The sequence below is a fragment of the Streptomyces sp. NPDC127119 genome (assembly GCF_042677425.1).
Classification (GTDB): domain Bacteria; phylum Actinomycetota; class Actinomycetes; order Streptomycetales; family Streptomycetaceae; genus Streptomyces.
Genome location: NZ_JBHXTO010000170.1, coordinates 1 through 18,266, shown reverse-complemented (window position 1 = coordinate 18,266; position 18,266 = coordinate 1). Strand labels below are relative to the sequence as shown.

Below are 18,266 nucleotides of genomic sequence, written 5' to 3'. Positions count from 1 at the left end.
ACCGCCGCTCTGTGCGGCGGGGCGACCCGGGTTCTTCGGCGTGATGTTCCGCTTTCTTTTTCTGCCTTTATGAAGTGACGTTTCGCCGCACATTCCGCTCCGGGCGTTCGGGTGAAATACCGGCGAGTCGCACTTTCTGTAGTTTCTTCGTCCCCCGCCCTCTCGTTCAACAGCCCGCAGGTCATGGTGCGAGTCGTTCAGGCTGGGCTCGTCCGGTTTCGGCCGTCATTGGGCATGACCGCAGAGAAAGGGAAGTACGTGAAGCACAAGAAGAGTGCCGTCGTCATCGCCGGCGCGATCATGGCCATGGGCATGGGCGCCCCGGCCTTCGCCGACTCCGAGGCCGAGGGTGCGGCCGTCGGCTCGCCCGGCGTCCTCTCCGGCAACGTTCTCCAGGTGCCCGTGCACATTCCTGTCAACGTGTGCGGCAACTCGATCAACGTGATCGGCCTGCTGAACCCGGCGTTCGGCAACGAGTGCGTCAACGACTGACGTCGTAACGCACCAGCCGAACGGCTGAGTCACGCCGGCCTTGGACCGCATTCCGGTGCCAAGGCCGGCTTTTCCCACTTCTACCAGCAGAGAAGACAACAAAGTTGCGACAGACCCTGAGCAAGGGAATGGTCGCGGCCGCCGCCGCGACGAGCATCTTGTCCCTGTACGGCTCCCAGGCGTTCGCGGACTCGGACGGGCACGGGGTGGCGGCGGACTCGCCCGGAGTGCTGTCCGGCAACAACGTGCAGGCGCCGGTGGGCGTGCCCGTGAACGCGTGCGGCAACTCCGCCGACGCGGCCGCCGGCCTCAACCCGTCGTTCGGCAACTCCTGCGCCACCCCGACGGGCAAGCACCGCAAGCCGGACGGGCCCCGCCACGGCGCCCCGGCCGGCCACGGCTCGGACCACGGCCACGGCTCCCACCGGGGCTACGGCTCCGACCAGGGCTACGGCTCGGACCACGGTGGCGGCTCCGGCCACCACGGATCGGGCCACCACCACGGCGGCGGTTCCGCCACGCACGGCGGTGCGCACGACGCGCCCGGTGTCGGTACGGGCAACGTCGACGAGGCCCCGGTGGACGTGCCGGCGAACGCGTGCGGCGACACCGCGGACGCGGGCGGCCTGCTGAACCCGGCGTTCGGCGACACGTGCGGGCACGACGGACCGAGGGGCTACGGCGACGACGACACCCCGCCGTCCGGGCCGCCTTCGGGGCCCCCGTCCGGTCCGCCGCACACCACGCCTCCGCACACCACCCCGCCGGCGACCACGCCCCCCGAGACGGGCCCGCCCGGGACGGTGCCGCCCACCACCGGGCCTCCGTCGTCGGTCCCGCCCACCACGGGCCCGCCGGGAGCGACGCAGCCGTCCCCGCCCTCCTCGGGCGAGGGCCCCTGGCCGGAGCTGGCGCACACCGGTGTCGACGGGATGCTCGCGGCCTCGGCCGCCGGCGCCGGGCTGCTGCTCGGCGGAGCGATCCTGTACCGCCGCAACCGGGTCGCCGCCCGCCGGTGACGACGTGCCGGATGCCGGACGCCACCCGCCCGGCGTCCGGCATCCGGCACGTGGCATCCGGCGTCCGCGCGGTCAGCGTCCCGCCGCCCCCAGCGCCCCGCGCCGCTCCCGTGCGCCGGGCACGGGCAGGAGAACCGGTCCCGTACGGAGCCGGCGCCGCACTCCCCGTACGAGGGTCCGGGCCGTGAACGACGCGCCGTGCACGAACCGCATGGCCGGGCCGAAGCCGGCCGCCGTGACCAGGCCCGCCATGAAGAGCCCCGGCCAGGTCGACTCGAACTCCCGGCCCACATAGGGCGATCCGTCAGGACACGCGCCCAGGCCTTCGTGCACGTCCGCCGTCAGGATCCCCAGGCGTTCCCGGGTCGGCTTGAACCCCGTGGCGGCGATGACGTGTTCGGTGTCCAGGGATGTCAGCCCGCCGGCCGGGCCGAGCAGGTCGAGGCGTACGCCGCCCGCCGACCCGCGGGCCGCCGTGATCTCGTGGCCCAGCAGCAGCTCGACGGACGGTTCGACCCGGTCGCGGATCCACCAGGCGCCCGCGGGACCGAGCGCCGTGGTGGCGATCCGGGCGCGGGTGGGCTCGGGCAGGCGGCGGAACGCGCCGGGGCGCTCGGCGTAGAACCAGTTGCGCCAGCCGGGGCCCAGGCCGCTGTGCGGCGCGCGCGCCGACTGCCACCAGGGGCGTTCCCAGGGCGGCGGGACGTCGTTCCAGGAGAGGCCGGGGGCCCGGGCCACGACCCGGACGCGGGTGCCCTGTTCGGCGAGCAGGGCCGCCGTCTCCAGGGCGGCCTGACCGCCGCCGACCACGGTGACGTCCTTGCCCGCGAAACGGTCCAGATCGCTGTGATGGCTGCTGTGCGAGACGTGCTCGGGCGTCAGCCCGCGCAGACTCGCCGGGACTTCGGTGAAGGGGAGCACGCCGACCGCCAGCGCGACCGTCCTCGCGCGCACGGTCGAGCCGTCCTCGGTGACCGCCTCGAAACCGCCCGGGCAGGGGTGGATGTGCGCGATCGTGCGCTCGTCCACCTCCGGGACGGAGTGCCGCGCGAACCACAGCCCGTACGAGGCGAACACCTCCACCGGGATGGGCGCCCCGTGCCGGGCCTCCATCCCCTGCTCCGCGCAGTAGGCGGCCAGGCCCAGACGGCCCTCGGGGTCCGAGAGGTTGGAGGCCCACGGCTCCGACTTGAGGAACATGCCGCGGGGCATGTGGTCGCGCCAGGAGGCCATGGGCCGGCCGAACACCCGAAGGCTCAGACCGGCCGCCGCGGCATGGGAGGCGATGGACAGGCCGTAGGGGCCCGCTCCCACCACCAGCAGGTCGTACATCAGTGACTGCTCGCTTTCTCTTCGTCGGACAGGGGGGTCGGCTGAGGAGGAGGTGCCGTCGGTCGTACGGGAGGAGTGGGCGGTCGTACCGGGCCCGCGTCGGCGACCGGGACGGAGGCCGTCCGGCGCAGGCGGACCGGCAGCCGCCGGACCGCGCGCCGGCCCACATGCCGTGACCACAGCGCCCACAGGGCGGCACCGGGCGCCAGGTCGTCCCGGGCGTGCCAGGCCAGTTCGGTCCCGCGGCGGAAGGCGGCCGAGAGCGGCGCGTAGTTCTCCACCACGAAGGTCCGCCCCGGCAGGGGCACGGGCGACGGCAGCGGACGGTGGGTCAGGTCCAGGTGCAGGGCCCGCACCACGTCGAGCCCCGCCCCGTCGGCGAACAGCCGGAACTGCGCGCCGGGCCGCGGATTGAAGTCGAGCAGGTGGTACGCGCCGGTCGCGCCGTCGCGGCGGAAGTCCAGGTCGAAGATGCCGCGGTAGCCGAGTTGCGAGACGAGCCGTTCGGCCGGCGTGCGCACGGCCGGGTTCGGCGTCCAGTGGCCCACCGCGGTCAGTCCCGCGCCGCGCGGCCAGGCCAGCTGTTTGCGGCCCGTGCCGCCCCCGCACACCGCCCCGGACCGGTCCACGTACCCGTGGAAGAACCAGTCCCGGTCGGGGCCCGGCGCGAGGAACGCCTGGAGCAGCAGGCTGCTGCCCGCCTCCTCGGCCCGCAGGCACAGGGTCCGCGCCTCCTCGGCGGAGGTCAGGACCGTGGTGCTGCGCAGGTCCGAACCGGCGGGCAGCAGCCAGGGGCGGCTCCACTTCGCCACCACCGGCAGCCCCAGCCGCCGGGCCGCCGCGGCCGCCTGCGCGGGACCGTCCGGGACCAGCGTCAGCGGGTGCGGGATGCCCGCGGACTCGCACACGGCGGCCAGTTCCGCCTTGTCCGCGACCCGCTCGGCGAGACCGGCGGGCGCGAGGGGCAGCAGGAAGCGGGGCGCGAGTTCGGCCCGCAGCCGGTCCACGGCCACGGCGCCCGCGTCATCCATTGGGATCAGTACGGCGGGCCGGCCCACCCGCGCCGCCACTCGGCGCAACGTCGAGGCGATCTCGGACGGCGGGGCCCCGGGGGAGGGCGGCGGATGCATCCGGCACACAAAACGCGAACCGCGCACCGGACTTCCGGTGGAATCCGCGACCAGGTGTACGTCGATTCCGGCCCGGCCGAGGGAGCGTACGGCTCCCAGCGTGCCGTGGTGAAAGGGATTCCGGTCGGTGCGCAGCAGGACGACGGGGACACGGGTGTCGAAGGACGGCATGGGTTTGATTCCTTGGGATCGCTTCTGATTCTTCGCTTCTGATTTCTCACCCGTGCGGGTGAGCGGGCATTTCCCCGGCGCCCGGCCTCGGTTGGCGCAATTCATATTCATATGACTGAGTGTCAGTGGACGGTGGAAATGAACGCGAGGAGTGGACATGGACCCACTGCAACGGACCCGAACCAGACGGCCGGCGTACGTCGCCGCCGTACTCACCGCCGGACTCTTCGCCTCGGCCGCCCTCGCGCCCGGGACGGGACACGCGGCGGCCGTGCGGGCGGGGGAGCCGCCCGCCCCGCCGCCGACCGCGCCCACCGGTGTCGTGGCGCCGGTCGCCGCACCGGCAGCCGCACCGGCAGCCACCGGAGAGGCGACCCCGCCGCCCGCGCCGCCGAAGGCCCCCGAGAGCCCGGCCTTCGGCGCCTACCTGGACTACGGGCCCCGCGGGGTGGCCCGGATCGCCGAACTCAGCCGCTGGCTGGGCGGGGCCGACCTGCGGGTGGCGCACACGTATCTGCCGGGCGACCGCTGGAGCAACATCGAGGGCCTGCCCGGCTTCCTCGACGCCTGGGCCCACTGGCGGCGGGAGGAGGCCGACCGGCTCTTCGTCCTCAACGTCCCGATGCTGGAGCGCAACGAGGAGGGCGTCTCCGACCGGGAGGTCCGCGGTCTGCTGCGGCGCGGCGCGGCCGGGGAGTTCGACCACCACTTCCGCAAGCTGGCCGAGCGGCTCGTCGAGCTTGAGGTGCCCGACACCGTCATCGTGCTCGGCTGGGAAATGAACGGCATCACGTACACCCATCGCTGCGGGCCGGACCCGGAGGCCTGGAAGAAGTACTGGGACAGGATCGTCACCGCCATGAGAGCGGTGCCGGGGCAGAAGTTCCGCTTCGACTTCACTCCGAACCGCGGCCGGGACGCCATTCCGTGGACCCAGTGCTATCCGGGCGACGAGACGGTCGACGTCATCGGCATGGATTCGTACGACCAGCCGCGCGGACAGTCATTCGACGAGGCCGTTTCGGAGCCCTACGGGCTTCAGGCGCACGTCGACTTCGCGAAAGCGCACGGAAAGCCGATCTCCTATCCTGAATGGGGGCTGTTCCGAAACGGCGACAACGCGACCTACATGAAGCGCATGCTCGCCTGGCTGGACGAGCACAAGCCGCTGTACAACACGCTCACCGACTACTGCCCGCACGGTGTGTGGCAGTGCGACGACAACCCCGAGGCCTCCGAGATCTACCGGTCCGTGCTCTTCGGCCGTACCGATCAGACTCCGAAGCCCACCGACCCGGCCCCGAAGCCGACGGATCCGGCGCCCAAGCCGACCGATCCGCCCAAGCCCACCGACCCGACGCCCGAGAAGCCGTCGAACTGTTCGCCGGTGGCCCTGGGCGACTGGGTGGAGTACTGGCTCGGCGGGAAGCTGTGCCTGCGCTTCGACTGGTGGTCGCGCAACCGCTGACCGCAAGGCGAAGGCGGAGGCGGAGGAATCGGAGGCGGCGGGCCGGTCACGGCCTGCCGCCACCGCGTCCCCTCCAGTCGAGGAACCGGTCGAGCAGCTTCTTGCCCCGGTTGCGGGCGGCCACGTCACAGACGGCGGCGGACATCAGCGGTGACGTCCGCCTTCTGGCCAGCAGGAAACGCTGGTTGACGACGGGCTGCGGGCGCCAGTGGTGCTTGTAGGGCTCGTTGCCGCGCAGCAGGCTCAGCACCCGGCGCCCGCCCGTTCCGTTGCCCGTTCCGGTGTGCTGGGCGCAGGCGTGCAGCAGCATCGTCGCCACGTCCGCCTTGCGCTCCCGCAACTGGGGATGCGCGCCGTACAGATAGCCGCCCGCCAGCCGGTCCGACAGAAGCGTCAGGTCGACCGCCACCACGGTCCCGTCCACCAGGAACTCGGTCACCACCGCGTCCCCGGCGCGGACCATCGGCCCCACCGAACGGATCAGGTGTTCGGCGAAGCGATCCTGCAGATGCTCGGTGGTCACCTTGCGGCCCTGCCACTGCAGCCGGTGCAGCTCCAGAAGTCTGCGCAGTGCCGTGTCGACCTCGTCGGGACGTACGGCCCGCCGTTCGACGCCCAGCGTGGACAGCTTGCGCAGCTTGGCGCGGACCCGCTGCTGGGCCTTGGCCGTCGCCAGCCGTCCGATCAGGTCGTCCATCGGCACGGCGGGCAGCTCCAGGCACAGCGAGTCCGGCACCTGCCGCCGTGGCCCGCGCCAGCTCGCGTACACCCGCTCCACCGCGCCACCGGGCCGCACCTCACGGAAGTCGATGAGCGCGGTGCGAGCCGCCGCGGCCAGCCCGTCGGCCAGGGCGGAGGCCGCCCGGTCGGCGCGCTCGCCGTCCTCGATGAGCACGTCCCCGAAGTCGGAGATCGACCCGCCCAGCGGCACGAGGGCCGGCCACGGCTGCCGTACGAGCATCAGCGGGGCGGCGGCCACCAGGTCGCCGCCGTCGCGGACCAGCACCAGCCGGAGCCGGCCGGGCGTGCCGTACGAGAGCCACCACGAGTGCAGCCACGCGTGGCTCTGGAAGGGGGTCGCCGTGCCGCAGTGCCGGTACAGCCCTCCCCACTCCTCGGCCAGCCGCCCGAACTCCCGCTCGTCCGTGCACAGTTCCGTACGCAGCTCGGTCCGCGGCCGGGTCCGCGGCGCGGCGGCTCTCACAGCTGTCCGCGGACGTCGGCGGCGGTGGCGGGGCCCGGCACCGAGGCCGTGGGCGCGGCTCCCGGGGCGCGGCGGGGGCGTACCAGCAGCGCGAGTCCGCCGAGCAGTCCGCCGGCGCTCGCGCCGACGAGACCGGTCACCGACGCGGACGCCGAGGAGGCCTCGGTGGGTTTGATCGCCCGCGAGAACTGCAGCAGCTCGACATGCGTGCTGCTCTCGGTGTCGTTCGCGTGCCGGGTCAGCGAGCGCGACACGGCGTTGGCGATGTCCGCGGCGAGGTCGGGCCGGGTGGAGGTGGCGGTCACGGCGACCATCGGCGCGTCCGGCGAGGTCGCCGTCCGCACGCTCTCCCGCAGGGTCGACACCGGTACGCCCGCCCACACCTGGGCGTCCCCGAGCACCGCGAGCTGGGTGGCGACCCGCCCGTACGCCTGCGCGAAGCCGAGCGCCGCCGCCGGGTCCGACTGCTCGGTGGGGACGGCGATGACGTAACTCGTGGCGCTGTACTGCGGAGTCTTCAGGACGCCGTACGAGCCGCCGAGCACTCCGCCGAGAAGGGCGCCCGCCGCGAGCAGGGACCACGGCGGGAGCGCCCTGGCGCGCGCGAATGCCGTTCCCGGCCGCCCGGTGACACGGATGGGGTTGTCGGTCATGTGGAACTCACTCCCAGAGTTGCGGCCGTGTAGATGTCCATGAGCCGGTCGGCACTGCGGGCGATGCTGTAGTGGTGGGCGGCCTCCGGCGCGGAGCGCGGCCCGGGGCCCTGCGCACGCGCCTGCCGCACGGCCCGTACGAAGGAGTCGGCGCCGCCCTGCACCCGCCGGGCGAACGGCGCCGCGTCCCGGGGGAGGTCGTCGACGGCCGGGCAGGAGACGTAGAGCACGGGCAGACCGGCCGCCAGGGCCTCCACGACGGCGAGCCCGAAGGCCTCCTCCGCGGACGGCGAGGCGAGGAGGTCCATGGCCCCGGTCAGGGACGGCAGGTCGAGGTCGGAGCCGCCCGCAGCGCCCTGCGACGCGGGCCCGTTCGGGCGCTCGCCGGTGAACAGCACCCGGTCGGCGACCCCCATGCGCTGCGCCGCCCGCCGCAGCACGTTCTCCTCCGGGCCCCCGCCGACCAGCAGCAGCCAGACGTCGTCCGGCAGTTCGGCCAGCGCCCGCACGAGCACCTCGAACCGCTTGCCCGCCGTCAGCCGCCCGACACCCCCGACGACGTACGCACCCTGCGGCAGCCCCAGCCGCCGCCGGGTGCTCTCGCGCCGGGCCGCGTCGAAGCGGAAGCGGTCCACGTCGATGCCGTTCGGGACGACCTCGATGCGCGGGCCCGGCACGCCCCAGCGGCGCAGCCGTTCGGCGACCGTGGGCGAGACCGCGACCGTCGAGCGGCCGAGGCGCTCGCTGGCCAGATAGAGCGCCCGGACGCCCGGGGTGAGGCGGCGGCCCTCCATCTGCGAGTCGCCGAGGGAGTGCTCGGTGGCCACGACGGCCCGCACCCCGGCGATGCGCGCGGCGGTCCTGCCGTACACGCAGGCCCGGTAGAGGTGGGTGTGGACGAGGTCGTAGCGGCCACGGCGGATGAGCCGGGCCAGGCGCGGGAGCGCCGCGAGGTCGCGGTTGCCCTGTATGCCGAGGTGGGTGACGCGCACGCCGTCCGCGACGAGGCCCTCGGCGACCGCGCCCGGGTTGGTGAGGGTCACCACGTCGCACTCGACGGGCAGGTTCCGCACCAGCAGCCGCAGTTGCTGCTCGGCCCCGCCGACCCCGAGCCCGGTGATGACGTGCAGGGCCTTCACCGGGCCGCCTCCGTCACCGGGCCGGCCGCCAGGGGGACCGCGCGTCGGCGCAGCCGGTTCAGCCGGTACTTCAGCTGCAGCCGCCAGGAGGTGTCGTTCTCCCCGATGTGCACCCGCGGCAGGGCGAAGAGGCCGGTGAGCGGGCCGGGGTCGATCGCGCACGCGTAGCCGTAACCGGCGGCCCGGACGGCGTCGGCGACCCGCTCGTCGACCGTCCCGTACGGGTAGCACAGGCCCTGGACCGTACGGCCCGTCAGCTCGGAGAGCAGGGCCCGGCTGCCGCCGAGCTCGGCGCCGAGCAGCGCGTCGTCGGCCAGGGTGAGGTCGACATGGGTGAGGCCGTGCGAGGCGATCTCCAGGCCCTCGGTGTCCGCGAGCCGGCGGATGCCGTCGGCGGTGAGGAGCGGTCTTCGGGGGCCGAGCGGATCCCACTCGTTCGTGCCGCCGAGCCTGCCCGGCAGGACGAACACGGTGGCGCCGAAACCCCAGTGTTTGAGCAGGGGCAGGGCGTTGTCGGCGAAGTCCGCGTAGCCGTCGTCGAAGGTGAGGCCCACCAGGCCCCGGCCCTCGCCCCGGGCGTGGGCGGCGAGCAGGTCCGCCATGCCCACCCCGCGCAGGCCCCGCCGGTGCAGCCAGCCCAGCTGCCGGTCGAGGCGGTCGGGGGAGACCGTGATGCGGTACGGATCGTCGGAGCAGTCGCCCACCGAGTGGTACATCGCCACCCACAGGGCCGCCGTGACCGGCCGGGTGCGGCTCTCGGCACGGGTGGCGTCGGCCGGGCCGACGGGATCGTTCGGGTCAGCGGAAACGGGCATGCGGCAGCCTTCGGGTGACGGAGCGGAGGGCGGTTCGGAAGGCGGGTGCGACGGCCTGGACGCCGAGCAACCGGAGCAGCAGTACGTAGACGAGGGTGACGGCCAGGCCACCGGTGAGCAGGGCGAGCGCGGGCGAATCGAAGCGGCTCGCGCACAGGGCGCCCGCCACGGCCGCGCACCCGGCCGCGCGGAGCGGCTTGCTGAGTTCGTGGACGACCCGGCGGGTGTGGATCGGCACACTGCGCCGCTCGTTCATGCCGGACAGCAGCAGCGCCGCGGTGAGGGTGATGCCGATCGCGTTGGCGGCGGCGATCCCGGACACCCCCCAGGCACCGACGGTCGCGGCGCCGATCCACGAGGTGGCCACGATGCCCGCGGTCATCGCCGCGAGCGGGTACCAGGTGGGGCGGCCCGCCGAGAAGTACGTCCGTACGAGCGCGCCGACGAGGGTGTGGCCGAGCAGCCCCACCGAGTAGACCCGCATGACGGTCGCCGTCGCCGCCGTGTCCCGCGCGGTGAACGCGCCGCGCTGGAAGAGGAGTTCGATGATCTGCGGTGCGCACGCGAAGACCGCCGCAGCGCCCAGCAGGACTATGCACGCGGCGACCGAGACGTCGTGCTCGACGCGGTTGCGGGCCCGCTCGGTGTCGCCCTCGGCGAGCGCCTGCGCCAGCACCGGGAAGGTGACCGTGCAGAGCATCAGCGAGAGGGTCATCGGGATCTGGGCCACCTTCTGCGCGTAGTTCAGGTGCGAGATGGCTCCGGAGGGGAGGTTGGAGGCGAGGTAGCGCTCGATGAGGACCTGGGACTGCCTGCAGAGGGCGAACAGCAGGACCGGGGTGACGAGGGCGAGATTCACCGAGTGCGTCACCGACTGCTTCGACGGCTGCTCCGCGGACCGTTCCGCCTCCGGCCCCGCGGCGTCCGGCCCTTCGGCGTCCGACACCTTCCGGGTCCCGGCCGCGGCTCCCGCCGGGGTCACGGCCGCCGTCGCGGACCGGCGGCCGAACAACTGCCGTACGAGGGACGGAGTCTGCGCCGCCACCATCAGACAGCCGCCCAGCGCGACACCGATGGCCGCCGACCGCACACCCCAGTGGCCGCCGAGGACGAACATCGCCGTGATGATGCCGGTGTTGTAGGCGACGTAGATGGCGGCCGGGGCCAGGAAGCGGCGGTGGGCGCGCAGTGCCGCGCTGCAGTAGCCGGCGAGTCCGAAGCTCAGGACGCAGGTCGCCGTCAGCCGCGTGCAGTCGACCGCGAGCCGGGGGTCGGGCAGTCCCGGCGCGAGCCCCGCGACCAGGTAGGGCGCCCCGGCGATCAGCAGCGCGGAGACCCCCACGAGGACCAGCGCGATGCGGGGGAGTGTGGAGGCGACGAGTGCGCGGACCGGGTCCCCGCCGCCGGTTCCGCGGGCCCGCCGTGCCACGGCCAGGCTGAACGCCGGGACCAGCACGAAGGCCATCCCGTCCTCGATCAGCAGCGTCGCCGCGACCTCCGGCACGGTCCACGCGACCAGGAAGGCGTCCGTCTCGGTCCCGGCCCCGAAGAGATGCGCGAGCGCCTGGTCCCGGCCGAGACCGAGCAGCGCGCCCGCGATGGAGAGGGCGGCGGTGACGAGCGTGGCCTTGGCGAGGAATCCGCGGGTGGGCGGGGGGACTTCGGAAGGGCCGTTCCGCTCGCCGCCGACGTCGGCACCGGAAGCGGCGCCGGAATCGGAGGCTTCGGCGGCGGCCGGGTGCGCGGTCCCGGGCGACGCCGCGCGGGCGCCGGGCAGCAGGACCTCCTCCTCGGTCCCGACGGCCGTGCCGAGGTCCTGGGCGGAGGGGTCGCTCGCGGCCCCCGTCCGCCGGCGGCGGCCCCTTCGCGCCGTCGTTCCCTCGTCGCCGGCCCGGGAAGGCGTCACCGTCATCGTTCTCCGGCCCTCTCGTGGGCGCTTTCGCGGGCGTTCTCGTCGGCCAGCGCCCACCACGCGGCGAAGCCGAGCACCAGCGCGGTCAGCACGGTCGAGGGGCCGCCGATGTCGGCGTACACGAAGTCGACCAGCTGCCAGACCAGCAGCCCGCAGGCGACGAGCGCGCAGTCGAGGCCGCTCGCGGAACGCCGTGCGCGCAAGAGCTTCCGGAGCCCGAGAACCAGCAGCGCCAGCCAGCTCCCGGCCAGTGCGAGCAGCCCCAGCAGTCCCTGCTCGCTGAGGATCAGCAGATACATGTTGTGCGGCGACAGCAGCGGCTGGCGCTGGAATCCGGCGCCCGCCCCGTCCGTGTCACTGCCCGACGACAGCGCGAGCGAGGCGTGCCCGTCGCGATGGTCGGGGAAGCCCTTCAGCCCCACCCCGGTCAGCGGCTGATCGCGCCACATGTCGACGGCGGCCGTCCACATCGTGTACCGGTCGGTCACCGACTGGTCCGGCGCGTCCGCCACCTGCGTGATGCTGCTGATCCGCTCCTGGAGCATCGCCGAGCCCACCCCGAGCCCGCCCACCAGGACCACAGCGACCGCCGCCACCGCCGCGAACACCTGCGCGGCCCGCCGCAGTCCGGCCAGTACGAGCTGCGCCCCGCAGGTCACGGCCGTCGCGATCCACGCGCCCCGGCTGAACGACAGCGCGAGCGGCAGCAGCAGCGCCAGCGCGCACACCGCCGCCGCGGTCCGCTGCCGCGCGGGCCCCGACCCGAGCGCCAGACCGAGCGCGCACACCAGCCCGAACGCCACCACGGCCGCCATGCCCATGATGTCCGTGGCCCCGAACGTGCCCACGGCCCGGATCATCTCGCCCTGGTACGAGGCCCCGGTCCCGGTCACGAACTGGTGGACCCCGAGCCCTCCCTGCCACAGCGCGAGCCCGACGAGCGACCAGGCGACCAGGCGTGCGTCCCGGCGGTCGCGTACCAGCAGCATCACCGCCGTCGGCACCAGCACGAAGATCTGCAGATAGCGCACGAGCCCCTCGGCCCCCACCCCGGCGGAGGCCGCGCCGGCCGTCGCGACCGCGACCCCGACGACGGGCAGCCCGAGCACGACCGCGGCGGTACGGGACAGGGGGCGCCGCCGGCCGCGTACGAGACGCAGCGCGCAGCAGACCACGACCAGCCCGGACACGGCGTCGGCGAGGGTGCCGCCGCCGTCCCCGGAGACCGGCAGCGCGAGCATCACGATCAGCGCGATCACGGGCAGCACGGGCAGGAAGCGGCGGGGCGCCGCGGCCACGACGGCGACCGGCGGCGGGGCGGGCAGGACCTGGGTCACCGGTTCAGCTCCCCGTCGGACGCACGAGCGAGACCGCGGTGCGCGCCAGGATGCAGACGTCCTGCCAGAGCGACCAGTCGTCGATGTACGCGTTGTCGAACCGGCAGCGGTCCTCGATCGAGGTGTCGCCGCGCAGCCCGTGGATCTGCGCGAGCCCGGTGATGCCGGTACGCATCCGGTGGCGGGCCGCGTAACCGGGGTACGTCTGGCTGAACTGGCCCACGAAGAAGGGCCGTTCGGGGCGCGGTCCGACCAGGCTCATGTCGCCCCAGAAGACGTTCCACAGCTGGAGCAGCTCGTCGAGCGACGTACGCCGCAGGAAGCGGCAGAACCAGACCATCTCGTGCTCGTTCGCCACGCTCCAGCGGGTCGCCGCCTCGTGCGCGTCGACCGGCCGGTGCGTACGGAACTTCAGCAGGGTGAACGGCCGCCCGTCCTTGCCGATGCGCTCCTGCCGGAACACCACACCGGGCCCGTCGACGGCCCGCAGCACGACCGCGCACACCAGCAGCATCGGGCTGACCAGCAGGAGCAGGGCCCCGGAGACCAGCACGTCGAGCAGCCGCTTCCCGGCACTCCCGTACCGGCGGCCCAGGGACAGCCGGCGGCAGGCGAACCCGGCGAGCCGGTCGGAACGCCCGTACGCCGACGAGTCCGCGCGCACCTCCCACACGGCGCAGCCCGACTCGCCCAACGTCCTCAGCAGCGAGGCCTGTTCGGGCCAGGTGGAGGGGGCCACGGCGAGCACGTCCTGCACGCCGTTCTGGATGAGGGCCCGCTGGACCTCCTCGCCGGTGGTCAGCACCGGCAGTCCCTCGCCGTCGCTCGCCTCGTCGGCGACGACCCCCACCGGCCGTACCCCGCAGTCCGGCTGCCGCAGGAAGGCGGCGGCCACGCGCTGCGCGTCGACGGTGCGGCCGACCACCAGGGCCGCGCGCGGGCGCCGCTGGAGCGTCCGGCGCCGGTGGCCGTGCACGACGCCCCGGCCCGCGCAGCTCACCAGCGACTGCACCGCGCAGCCGAGGACCAGGGCGCGGGCGGACAGCGCGTGCTCGGGGGAGTACGCCGCCAGCAGGGCCGCGAGCGCGCACCAGCCCACCGCGATCCGGGCGCAGACGGCGGGCAGTTCGTCCAGTAAGGCCGGTACGGCGGGGGTGGACGTGGTGCGGTACAGCGACGCGTGCGCGTTCAGCCGGAGCACCGCGAGCACCAGCAGGGCCAGCGGAAGCGGATGCGGCCACGGCAGCGCGAGGGCGCCGCCGGCCAGCGCCGCGCCGATGTCCACGGCGGGCAGGGGCAGCCGTGAGGGCCGCCGTACGTGCCGTACGCGGTGCACGGCACGTACGCGGTGCACGAAGGGCCGTCTGCCGCTGGGGAACGCGAAGCCGCCGACGGCCTCGCGCGGCGGCATGACCGAGACGGGCGAGCCCGACGAGGCCGACGAGACGGATGAGACGGGCGAGAATCCGTGGTCCGCCGCCCGCGGCCGGCCGCCGGGGGAGGGAACGGTACTTTCCGCAGTCACGTGTGGATGGACTCCCTGTACTCGGTGTGGTCCACGCCCTTGGTCCGCCCGGTCGGCCAGGTGCCGATCAGATCGCGGTACACGTCGGCGACGGCCGCGGCCGTGCGCCGCACGTCGTGCGTGGTCGTTACGTACCGGCGTCCCTGGTGACCGAGCGACTCGCGCAGCAGCGGGTCGAGAAGCAGCTCGGCGACGGCCCCGGCCAGCGCGTCCGGCCGCTCGGACGGCACCAGGCAGCGTGGCCCCTGGCCCGGCGGCAGGCTCTCGCGCGCCCCGTCCACATCGGTGATCACGACGGGCCGCCCGCAGGCCATGGCCTCCAGCGGCGCCAGCGCCATGCCCTCCCAACGGGACGGCAGGACGACCAGATCGGCGGCCTGGTACCAGGGCATGGTGTCGGTGACGGCCCCGGCGAACAGCACGGACGGGGGAGCCGAGGCCCGCAGCGCCTGCGCGTCCGGCCCGTCGCCGACCAGCACGAGCCGCGCGGCCGGCACCCGCCGGGTCACCTCGCGCCACGCCTCCAGCAGGACGTCCTGTCCCTTCTGCCGGCACAGCCTCCCGACGCACACCACGAGGGGTGCCGCCGCGTCGACGCCTGCCAGCAACGGAATCCCGGCCCGTACGGTCTCCACGGGCGCGGGGTGGAAGCCGCGGGTGTCGATGCCGTTCGGGATGACGCTCCACCGGCCCCTGATCCCCGACCGCTGCCCGGTGCGCCGCTCGGCCTCGCTGACGCACACCACCCGCGAGGCCCAACGGGCGCCCAGCCGCTCCCAGTTGAGGGCGAAGAGGCCGGTGGCCCCGCCGACCGCCTCGAACGACCAGGCGTGCGGCTGGAACACGGTCGGCACCTGCCCGCGAACGGCGAGCCGGGCCGCGAGTCCGGCCTTGGCGCTGTGCGCGTGCACGACGTCGGGCCGCACCTCCCTCACGAGCCGGCGCAGACTCCGTACCTCCTGGGCGAGCCCCGGCCCGGGCGAGCGGGTCGCGTGCCAGTGCCGTACGTCCGCGCCCAGCAGCTCGGCCGCCGTCGCGAGGCCGCCGTCCGGCGGACAGGCGACGGTGACGTCGGCGCCGGTGGCCAGCTGCGCCCGCACCAGGTCGGTGACCACGCGGCCCACCCCGCCGTCCACGGGCTGGGAGACGTGCAGGACCCGTGGCCTCGGTCCTGGGCCGGTCGGTGACAGTCGCATGAGGGCTTTCCTCGCTCACGGGCGGCGCTCACGGGGAGCGCGGGTGGAACTCGGTCGGGGCCGGTACAGGAGGGGAGGGGCATCAGTGCTTCGCGTCGACGGCGACGAACAGCGCGCCGGCCCAGGCCGCGTCCCGCCGCGACACCAGCCGGAAGTCCAGCCGGTCCCCGCCGCGCCGCAGGCCCTCACGGAGATCGAGGACGTCGGAGTCGTACCCGAGCGTGTTCGGATACGAAGGCGTCCGCGGGGCGGCCGTCCCGTCGGGCTCGCCGATCGTCGAATTCAGTACGTCGTCACGGGGGTTGGCGCTGTTGCCGAGCGGGACCGCCCTGCCCCGTCCGTCCGACACGGTGAGCGAGTCGCCGGTCCGCCCGCGGTCGCCGTTGTAGGCGACGAGCCCCACACGGCCCGCGGCCCCCACGGGGAACGGCACGCCGCTCACCCGGACCGCCCGGTCGTCGCCCGGCCCCAGCGGACCGAAGCCGTCCCAGATCGCCAGATGCCGCAGCGGCTCCGACTTCTTCTCGTACGCCACCATCAGCGTCCAGCCGCCCCAGGCGCCGGCCGCCGAGTGCCCCATCGCCACATTGACCTGCGCCACGGTGTACGCGCCCGCGCCGCTCGACCGCACCAGCCGCGTGACGTCCGCCGAGGCCTGGAAGGCGTCCGCGCCACGGGCGGCCCGGTGCCCGACGAGGGTGTCCGCGAGCACCTCCTTGTACTGGCCGCCGGCCTCGGCGATCAGCACCCGTCCGTTGTCCTTGGGCGGCTTCTGCTCACCGACCCGCAGATTGCCGCCCCAGTACAGCCGCGCGTACGAGACGCGGGCGCCCGACGGCAGACGGACCTCGGCGCTGCTGGAGTTGTAGGTGTTCGGGTCCTTGTCGATGTCCGTGTAGAACATGTCGAAGCCGTCGTTCGCGACCGCCAGGCCCGCGCGGGCGGCGGGGCACGACACCGCAGTCGGCGCGACCGGTGTGCGGCAGGTGATCGACGAGTTGGCGGCCCGGACGATCCCGCCGTGGCGGAGCGCGCGGTACCGCTGGGTGAAGGTCAGGCTCTCCGCCTCGGCGGCGGGCGGTGCGACCGTGGCGCCCGGCGGGGCGGGGGCGGCCGACGCCGGTCCGCCCGGCACCCACAGCGAGGCGAGGGAAAAAGCCCCCACCATCCCACGGCGCAGCAGAAGACCCAGGGAATTGCGCATGACCGGCGTTGCCCTTTCGGGGGGAATTGCGGCGGCGGAGGTTCCGGCCCTTGCGGACCGGTGGGACGGGGACATCGGCGGACGGGACGCGGACATCACACGGGTGCCGACATGACTCCCCGTCTTTTTCAAGTGATCTGAGCTGATCTGGGGTGGTATGTGACGATCTGAGGAGGAACGCAACTGTAGCCGCTATCCGTATTTATCGGTGAAACCTGTCAAGTGTGTCGGAATCGTGTGCATGCCTCGGAATAACCGCCTGGCTCGCTTCTGGTAACGGCCCGGAGCGTCACTCTTTTGGAGGCACAACCCGCGCCGTCGCCACGCGTTGATTCCAGAGCCGGGCATCCCGCCCGGTTGTTGTTTCAATCCCAAGGAGCACCTCTCCATGTCGCGTATCGCGAAGGGCCTGGTCTTTACCTCCGTTGCCGCCGCCGCCATGGCGGGCACCGCCGGCATCGCCGCCGCCGACAGTGACGCGCACGGCGCCGCCACCAACTCCCCGGGTGTCCTGTCGGGCAACCTGGTGCAGGTCCCCGTCCACGTGCCGATCAACCTGTGCGGCAACACCGTGAACGTCATCGCGCTGCTGAACCCGGCGTTCGGCAACGAGTGCGCCAACGACTGACGTCGAAGCCCGGCCCCGGATCGGCCGTCCTCCCCCCCGGGGTGGGCGGCCGATCCGCGTTGCCCCGAATGGGGGGAGGGCCGGCAAGTGCCTTCGGCGAGGCCGGGCATGGCGGCTCATCAGGGACAACGGTCACGGCGGTGGGTGCGGGCCGCCGTGGTGCGCGGGTGATCGGTTGCAGGCGGCGGTCACCGATTCCACGGTGGGCACAGGACCCGACGCACCATCGAAAGGACCCTTCATGCGTGCTCTGCCCGCGCGGCGTATCGCGACCTCCGCCCTCTGTGCCACGTTCCTGCTGGGGATCGCCGGACCCGTCGCCGTGGCCGCCGACCACGACCCGGCGCACGACGCCCGGTCCGCGGCGGCCCCTGTCACGGTGGTGCCCGAGGCGGCCCCGCCCGCGACAGCGGTCCGGGCGCCGGTGCCCGAGGCGGACGCCCTGCTGGCGCAGGCCGCCGGCCTCGCCGACGTCGCCGGAGTGCTGAAGCCGGTCACCGACCTGCTCACCGCCGCGCTCAAGGCCGACGGCGGGAAGCTGCCCGCCGCCGACGCCGCGAAGCTCGGCGACGCGGTGAAGGAGGCCGTCGCCAAGGCCGCCGGGTCCGCTCCGGCCGCCCCGCAGACCCCGCCGGCGAAGACACCGGCCGTGCCGCAGACGCCGACGGTTCCGAAGACGCCGACGGTTCCGAAGACACCGGCGGAGGTGAACTCACCGGCCGATCCCAAGATCCCGGTCGCCCCGCCGGCGATCCTGCCCGCGCTTCCCGGTGCCCCCGCGCTGCCCGCGCCGGACTCGGCGAGCCGTGTGGCCGCGCCCGACCTCAGAGCCGACGCGCTCAAGGCCCTGCAGAGCTCGGTCGACTCCCTGACCGAGGCGGCGGTCGCCGGAGACGCCACCGCTCTGGGGGCGGCCGCGAAGCAGGTCGTGAGCGGCCTGGTCAACTTCGTCGCCGCGGTGGCGGTGGGCGGCGCCCTGCCCGCGCCGAACCTGCCGGGACTGCCCAAGCTGCCGACGAACGTGGCCGCACCGTCGGGGAG

At 74.0% G+C, this 18,266-nt stretch carries 16 protein-coding genes; 5 read left to right on the top strand and 11 right to left on the bottom strand.

The window, feature by feature from the left end:
- Window positions 1-234: 234 nt before the first annotated feature.
- Complete coding sequence (locus tag ACFVH5_RS39245; protein ID WP_384802322.1) at window positions 235-492, top strand: chaplin; 258 nt, start codon at window positions 235-237, stop codon at window positions 490-492.
- 104 nt (window positions 493-596) lie between these two features.
- On the top strand, window positions 597-1,511 hold the full coding sequence (locus ACFVH5_RS39240; protein ID WP_385838485.1) for a chaplin: 915 nt from the start codon (window positions 597-599) through the stop codon (window positions 1,509-1,511).
- Between the two features lie 72 nt (window positions 1,512-1,583).
- On the opposite strand, the gene ACFVH5_RS39235 is transcribed toward ACFVH5_RS39240, so the two are convergent.
- Together ACFVH5_RS39235 and ACFVH5_RS39230 are read right to left on the bottom strand one after the other, a co-directional pair.
- Window positions 1,584-2,843, bottom strand: coding sequence for an NAD(P)-binding domain-containing protein (locus tag ACFVH5_RS39235; RefSeq protein WP_385838484.1), 1,260 nt, complete (start codon window positions 2,841-2,843; stop codon window positions 1,584-1,586).
- On the bottom strand, window positions 2,843-4,144 hold the full coding sequence (locus tag ACFVH5_RS39230) for an ATP-grasp domain-containing protein (protein ID WP_385838483.1): 1,302 nt from the start codon (window positions 4,142-4,144) through the stop codon (window positions 2,843-2,845). The genes ACFVH5_RS39235 and ACFVH5_RS39230 overlap by 1 nt, the downstream gene beginning before the upstream one ends.
- Before the next feature lie 157 nt (window positions 4,145-4,301).
- Here ACFVH5_RS39230 and ACFVH5_RS39225 point away from each other — a divergent pair, with 157 nt between their 5' ends.
- Complete coding sequence (locus tag ACFVH5_RS39225; RefSeq protein WP_385838482.1) at window positions 4,302-5,612, top strand: glycoside hydrolase family 26 protein; 1,311 nt, start codon at window positions 4,302-4,304, stop codon at window positions 5,610-5,612.
- Between the two features lie 46 nt (window positions 5,613-5,658).
- Here the strand turns inward: ACFVH5_RS39225 and ACFVH5_RS39220 are convergent, their stop codons facing one another.
- The 9 genes from ACFVH5_RS39220 to ACFVH5_RS39180 form a co-directional block, all read right to left on the bottom strand.
- A complete protein-coding gene (locus ACFVH5_RS39220) occupies window positions 5,659-6,816 on the bottom strand; it encodes a GNAT family N-acetyltransferase (RefSeq protein WP_385838481.1) in 1,158 nt (385 codons plus the stop codon).
- Window positions 6,813-7,469: a lipopolysaccharide biosynthesis protein gene (locus ACFVH5_RS39215; protein ID WP_385838480.1), complete on the bottom strand. Its 657-nt coding sequence runs from the start codon at window positions 7,467-7,469 to the stop codon at window positions 6,813-6,815. The genes ACFVH5_RS39220 and ACFVH5_RS39215 overlap by 4 nt, the downstream gene beginning before the upstream one ends.
- Window positions 7,466-8,608: a glycosyltransferase gene (locus tag ACFVH5_RS39210; RefSeq protein WP_385838479.1), complete on the bottom strand. Its 1,143-nt coding sequence runs from the start codon at window positions 8,606-8,608 to the stop codon at window positions 7,466-7,468. Before ACFVH5_RS39210 ends, ACFVH5_RS39215 begins: the two co-directional genes overlap by 4 nt.
- Complete coding sequence (locus ACFVH5_RS39205; protein ID WP_385838478.1) at window positions 8,605-9,423, bottom strand: polysaccharide deacetylase family protein; 819 nt, start codon at window positions 9,421-9,423, stop codon at window positions 8,605-8,607. The genes ACFVH5_RS39210 and ACFVH5_RS39205 overlap by 4 nt, the downstream gene beginning before the upstream one ends.
- Window positions 9,407-11,335 (bottom strand): murein biosynthesis integral membrane protein MurJ, encoded by a 1,929-nt coding sequence (gene murJ, locus ACFVH5_RS39200; RefSeq protein WP_385838477.1) that lies wholly within the window; start codon window positions 11,333-11,335, stop codon window positions 9,407-9,409. The genes ACFVH5_RS39205 and murJ overlap by 17 nt, the downstream gene beginning before the upstream one ends.
- Window positions 11,332-12,672: an O-antigen ligase family protein gene (locus tag ACFVH5_RS39195; RefSeq protein WP_385838476.1), complete on the bottom strand. Its 1,341-nt coding sequence runs from the start codon at window positions 12,670-12,672 to the stop codon at window positions 11,332-11,334. Before ACFVH5_RS39195 ends, murJ begins: the two co-directional genes overlap by 4 nt.
- Window positions 12,673-12,676: 4 nt before the next feature.
- On the bottom strand, window positions 12,677-14,197 hold the full coding sequence (locus ACFVH5_RS39190) for an exopolysaccharide biosynthesis polyprenyl glycosylphosphotransferase (protein WP_385838475.1): 1,521 nt from the start codon (window positions 14,195-14,197) through the stop codon (window positions 12,677-12,679).
- Window positions 14,194-15,393, bottom strand: coding sequence for a glycosyltransferase (locus tag ACFVH5_RS39185; RefSeq protein WP_385838474.1), 1,200 nt, complete (start codon window positions 15,391-15,393; stop codon window positions 14,194-14,196). The genes ACFVH5_RS39190 and ACFVH5_RS39185 overlap by 4 nt, the downstream gene beginning before the upstream one ends.
- An 82-nt stretch (window positions 15,394-15,475) precedes the next feature.
- A complete protein-coding gene (locus ACFVH5_RS39180; RefSeq protein ID WP_385838473.1) occupies window positions 15,476-16,597 on the bottom strand; it encodes a DUF3344 domain-containing protein in 1,122 nt (373 codons plus the stop codon).
- A 388-nt stretch (window positions 16,598-16,985) separates the two neighbouring features.
- On the opposite strand from ACFVH5_RS39180, the gene ACFVH5_RS39175 reads away from it, so the two are divergent.
- Together ACFVH5_RS39175 and ACFVH5_RS39170 are read left to right on the top strand one after the other, a co-directional pair.
- Window positions 16,986-17,225, top strand: a complete 240-nt coding sequence (locus tag ACFVH5_RS39175) for a chaplin (RefSeq protein ID WP_384802360.1) — start codon at window positions 16,986-16,988, stop codon at window positions 17,223-17,225.
- 241 nt (window positions 17,226-17,466) lie between these two features.
- Window positions 17,467-18,266 (top strand): hypothetical protein (locus tag ACFVH5_RS39170; RefSeq protein ID WP_385838472.1); only part of this gene is annotated, 800 nt, incomplete at its 3' end.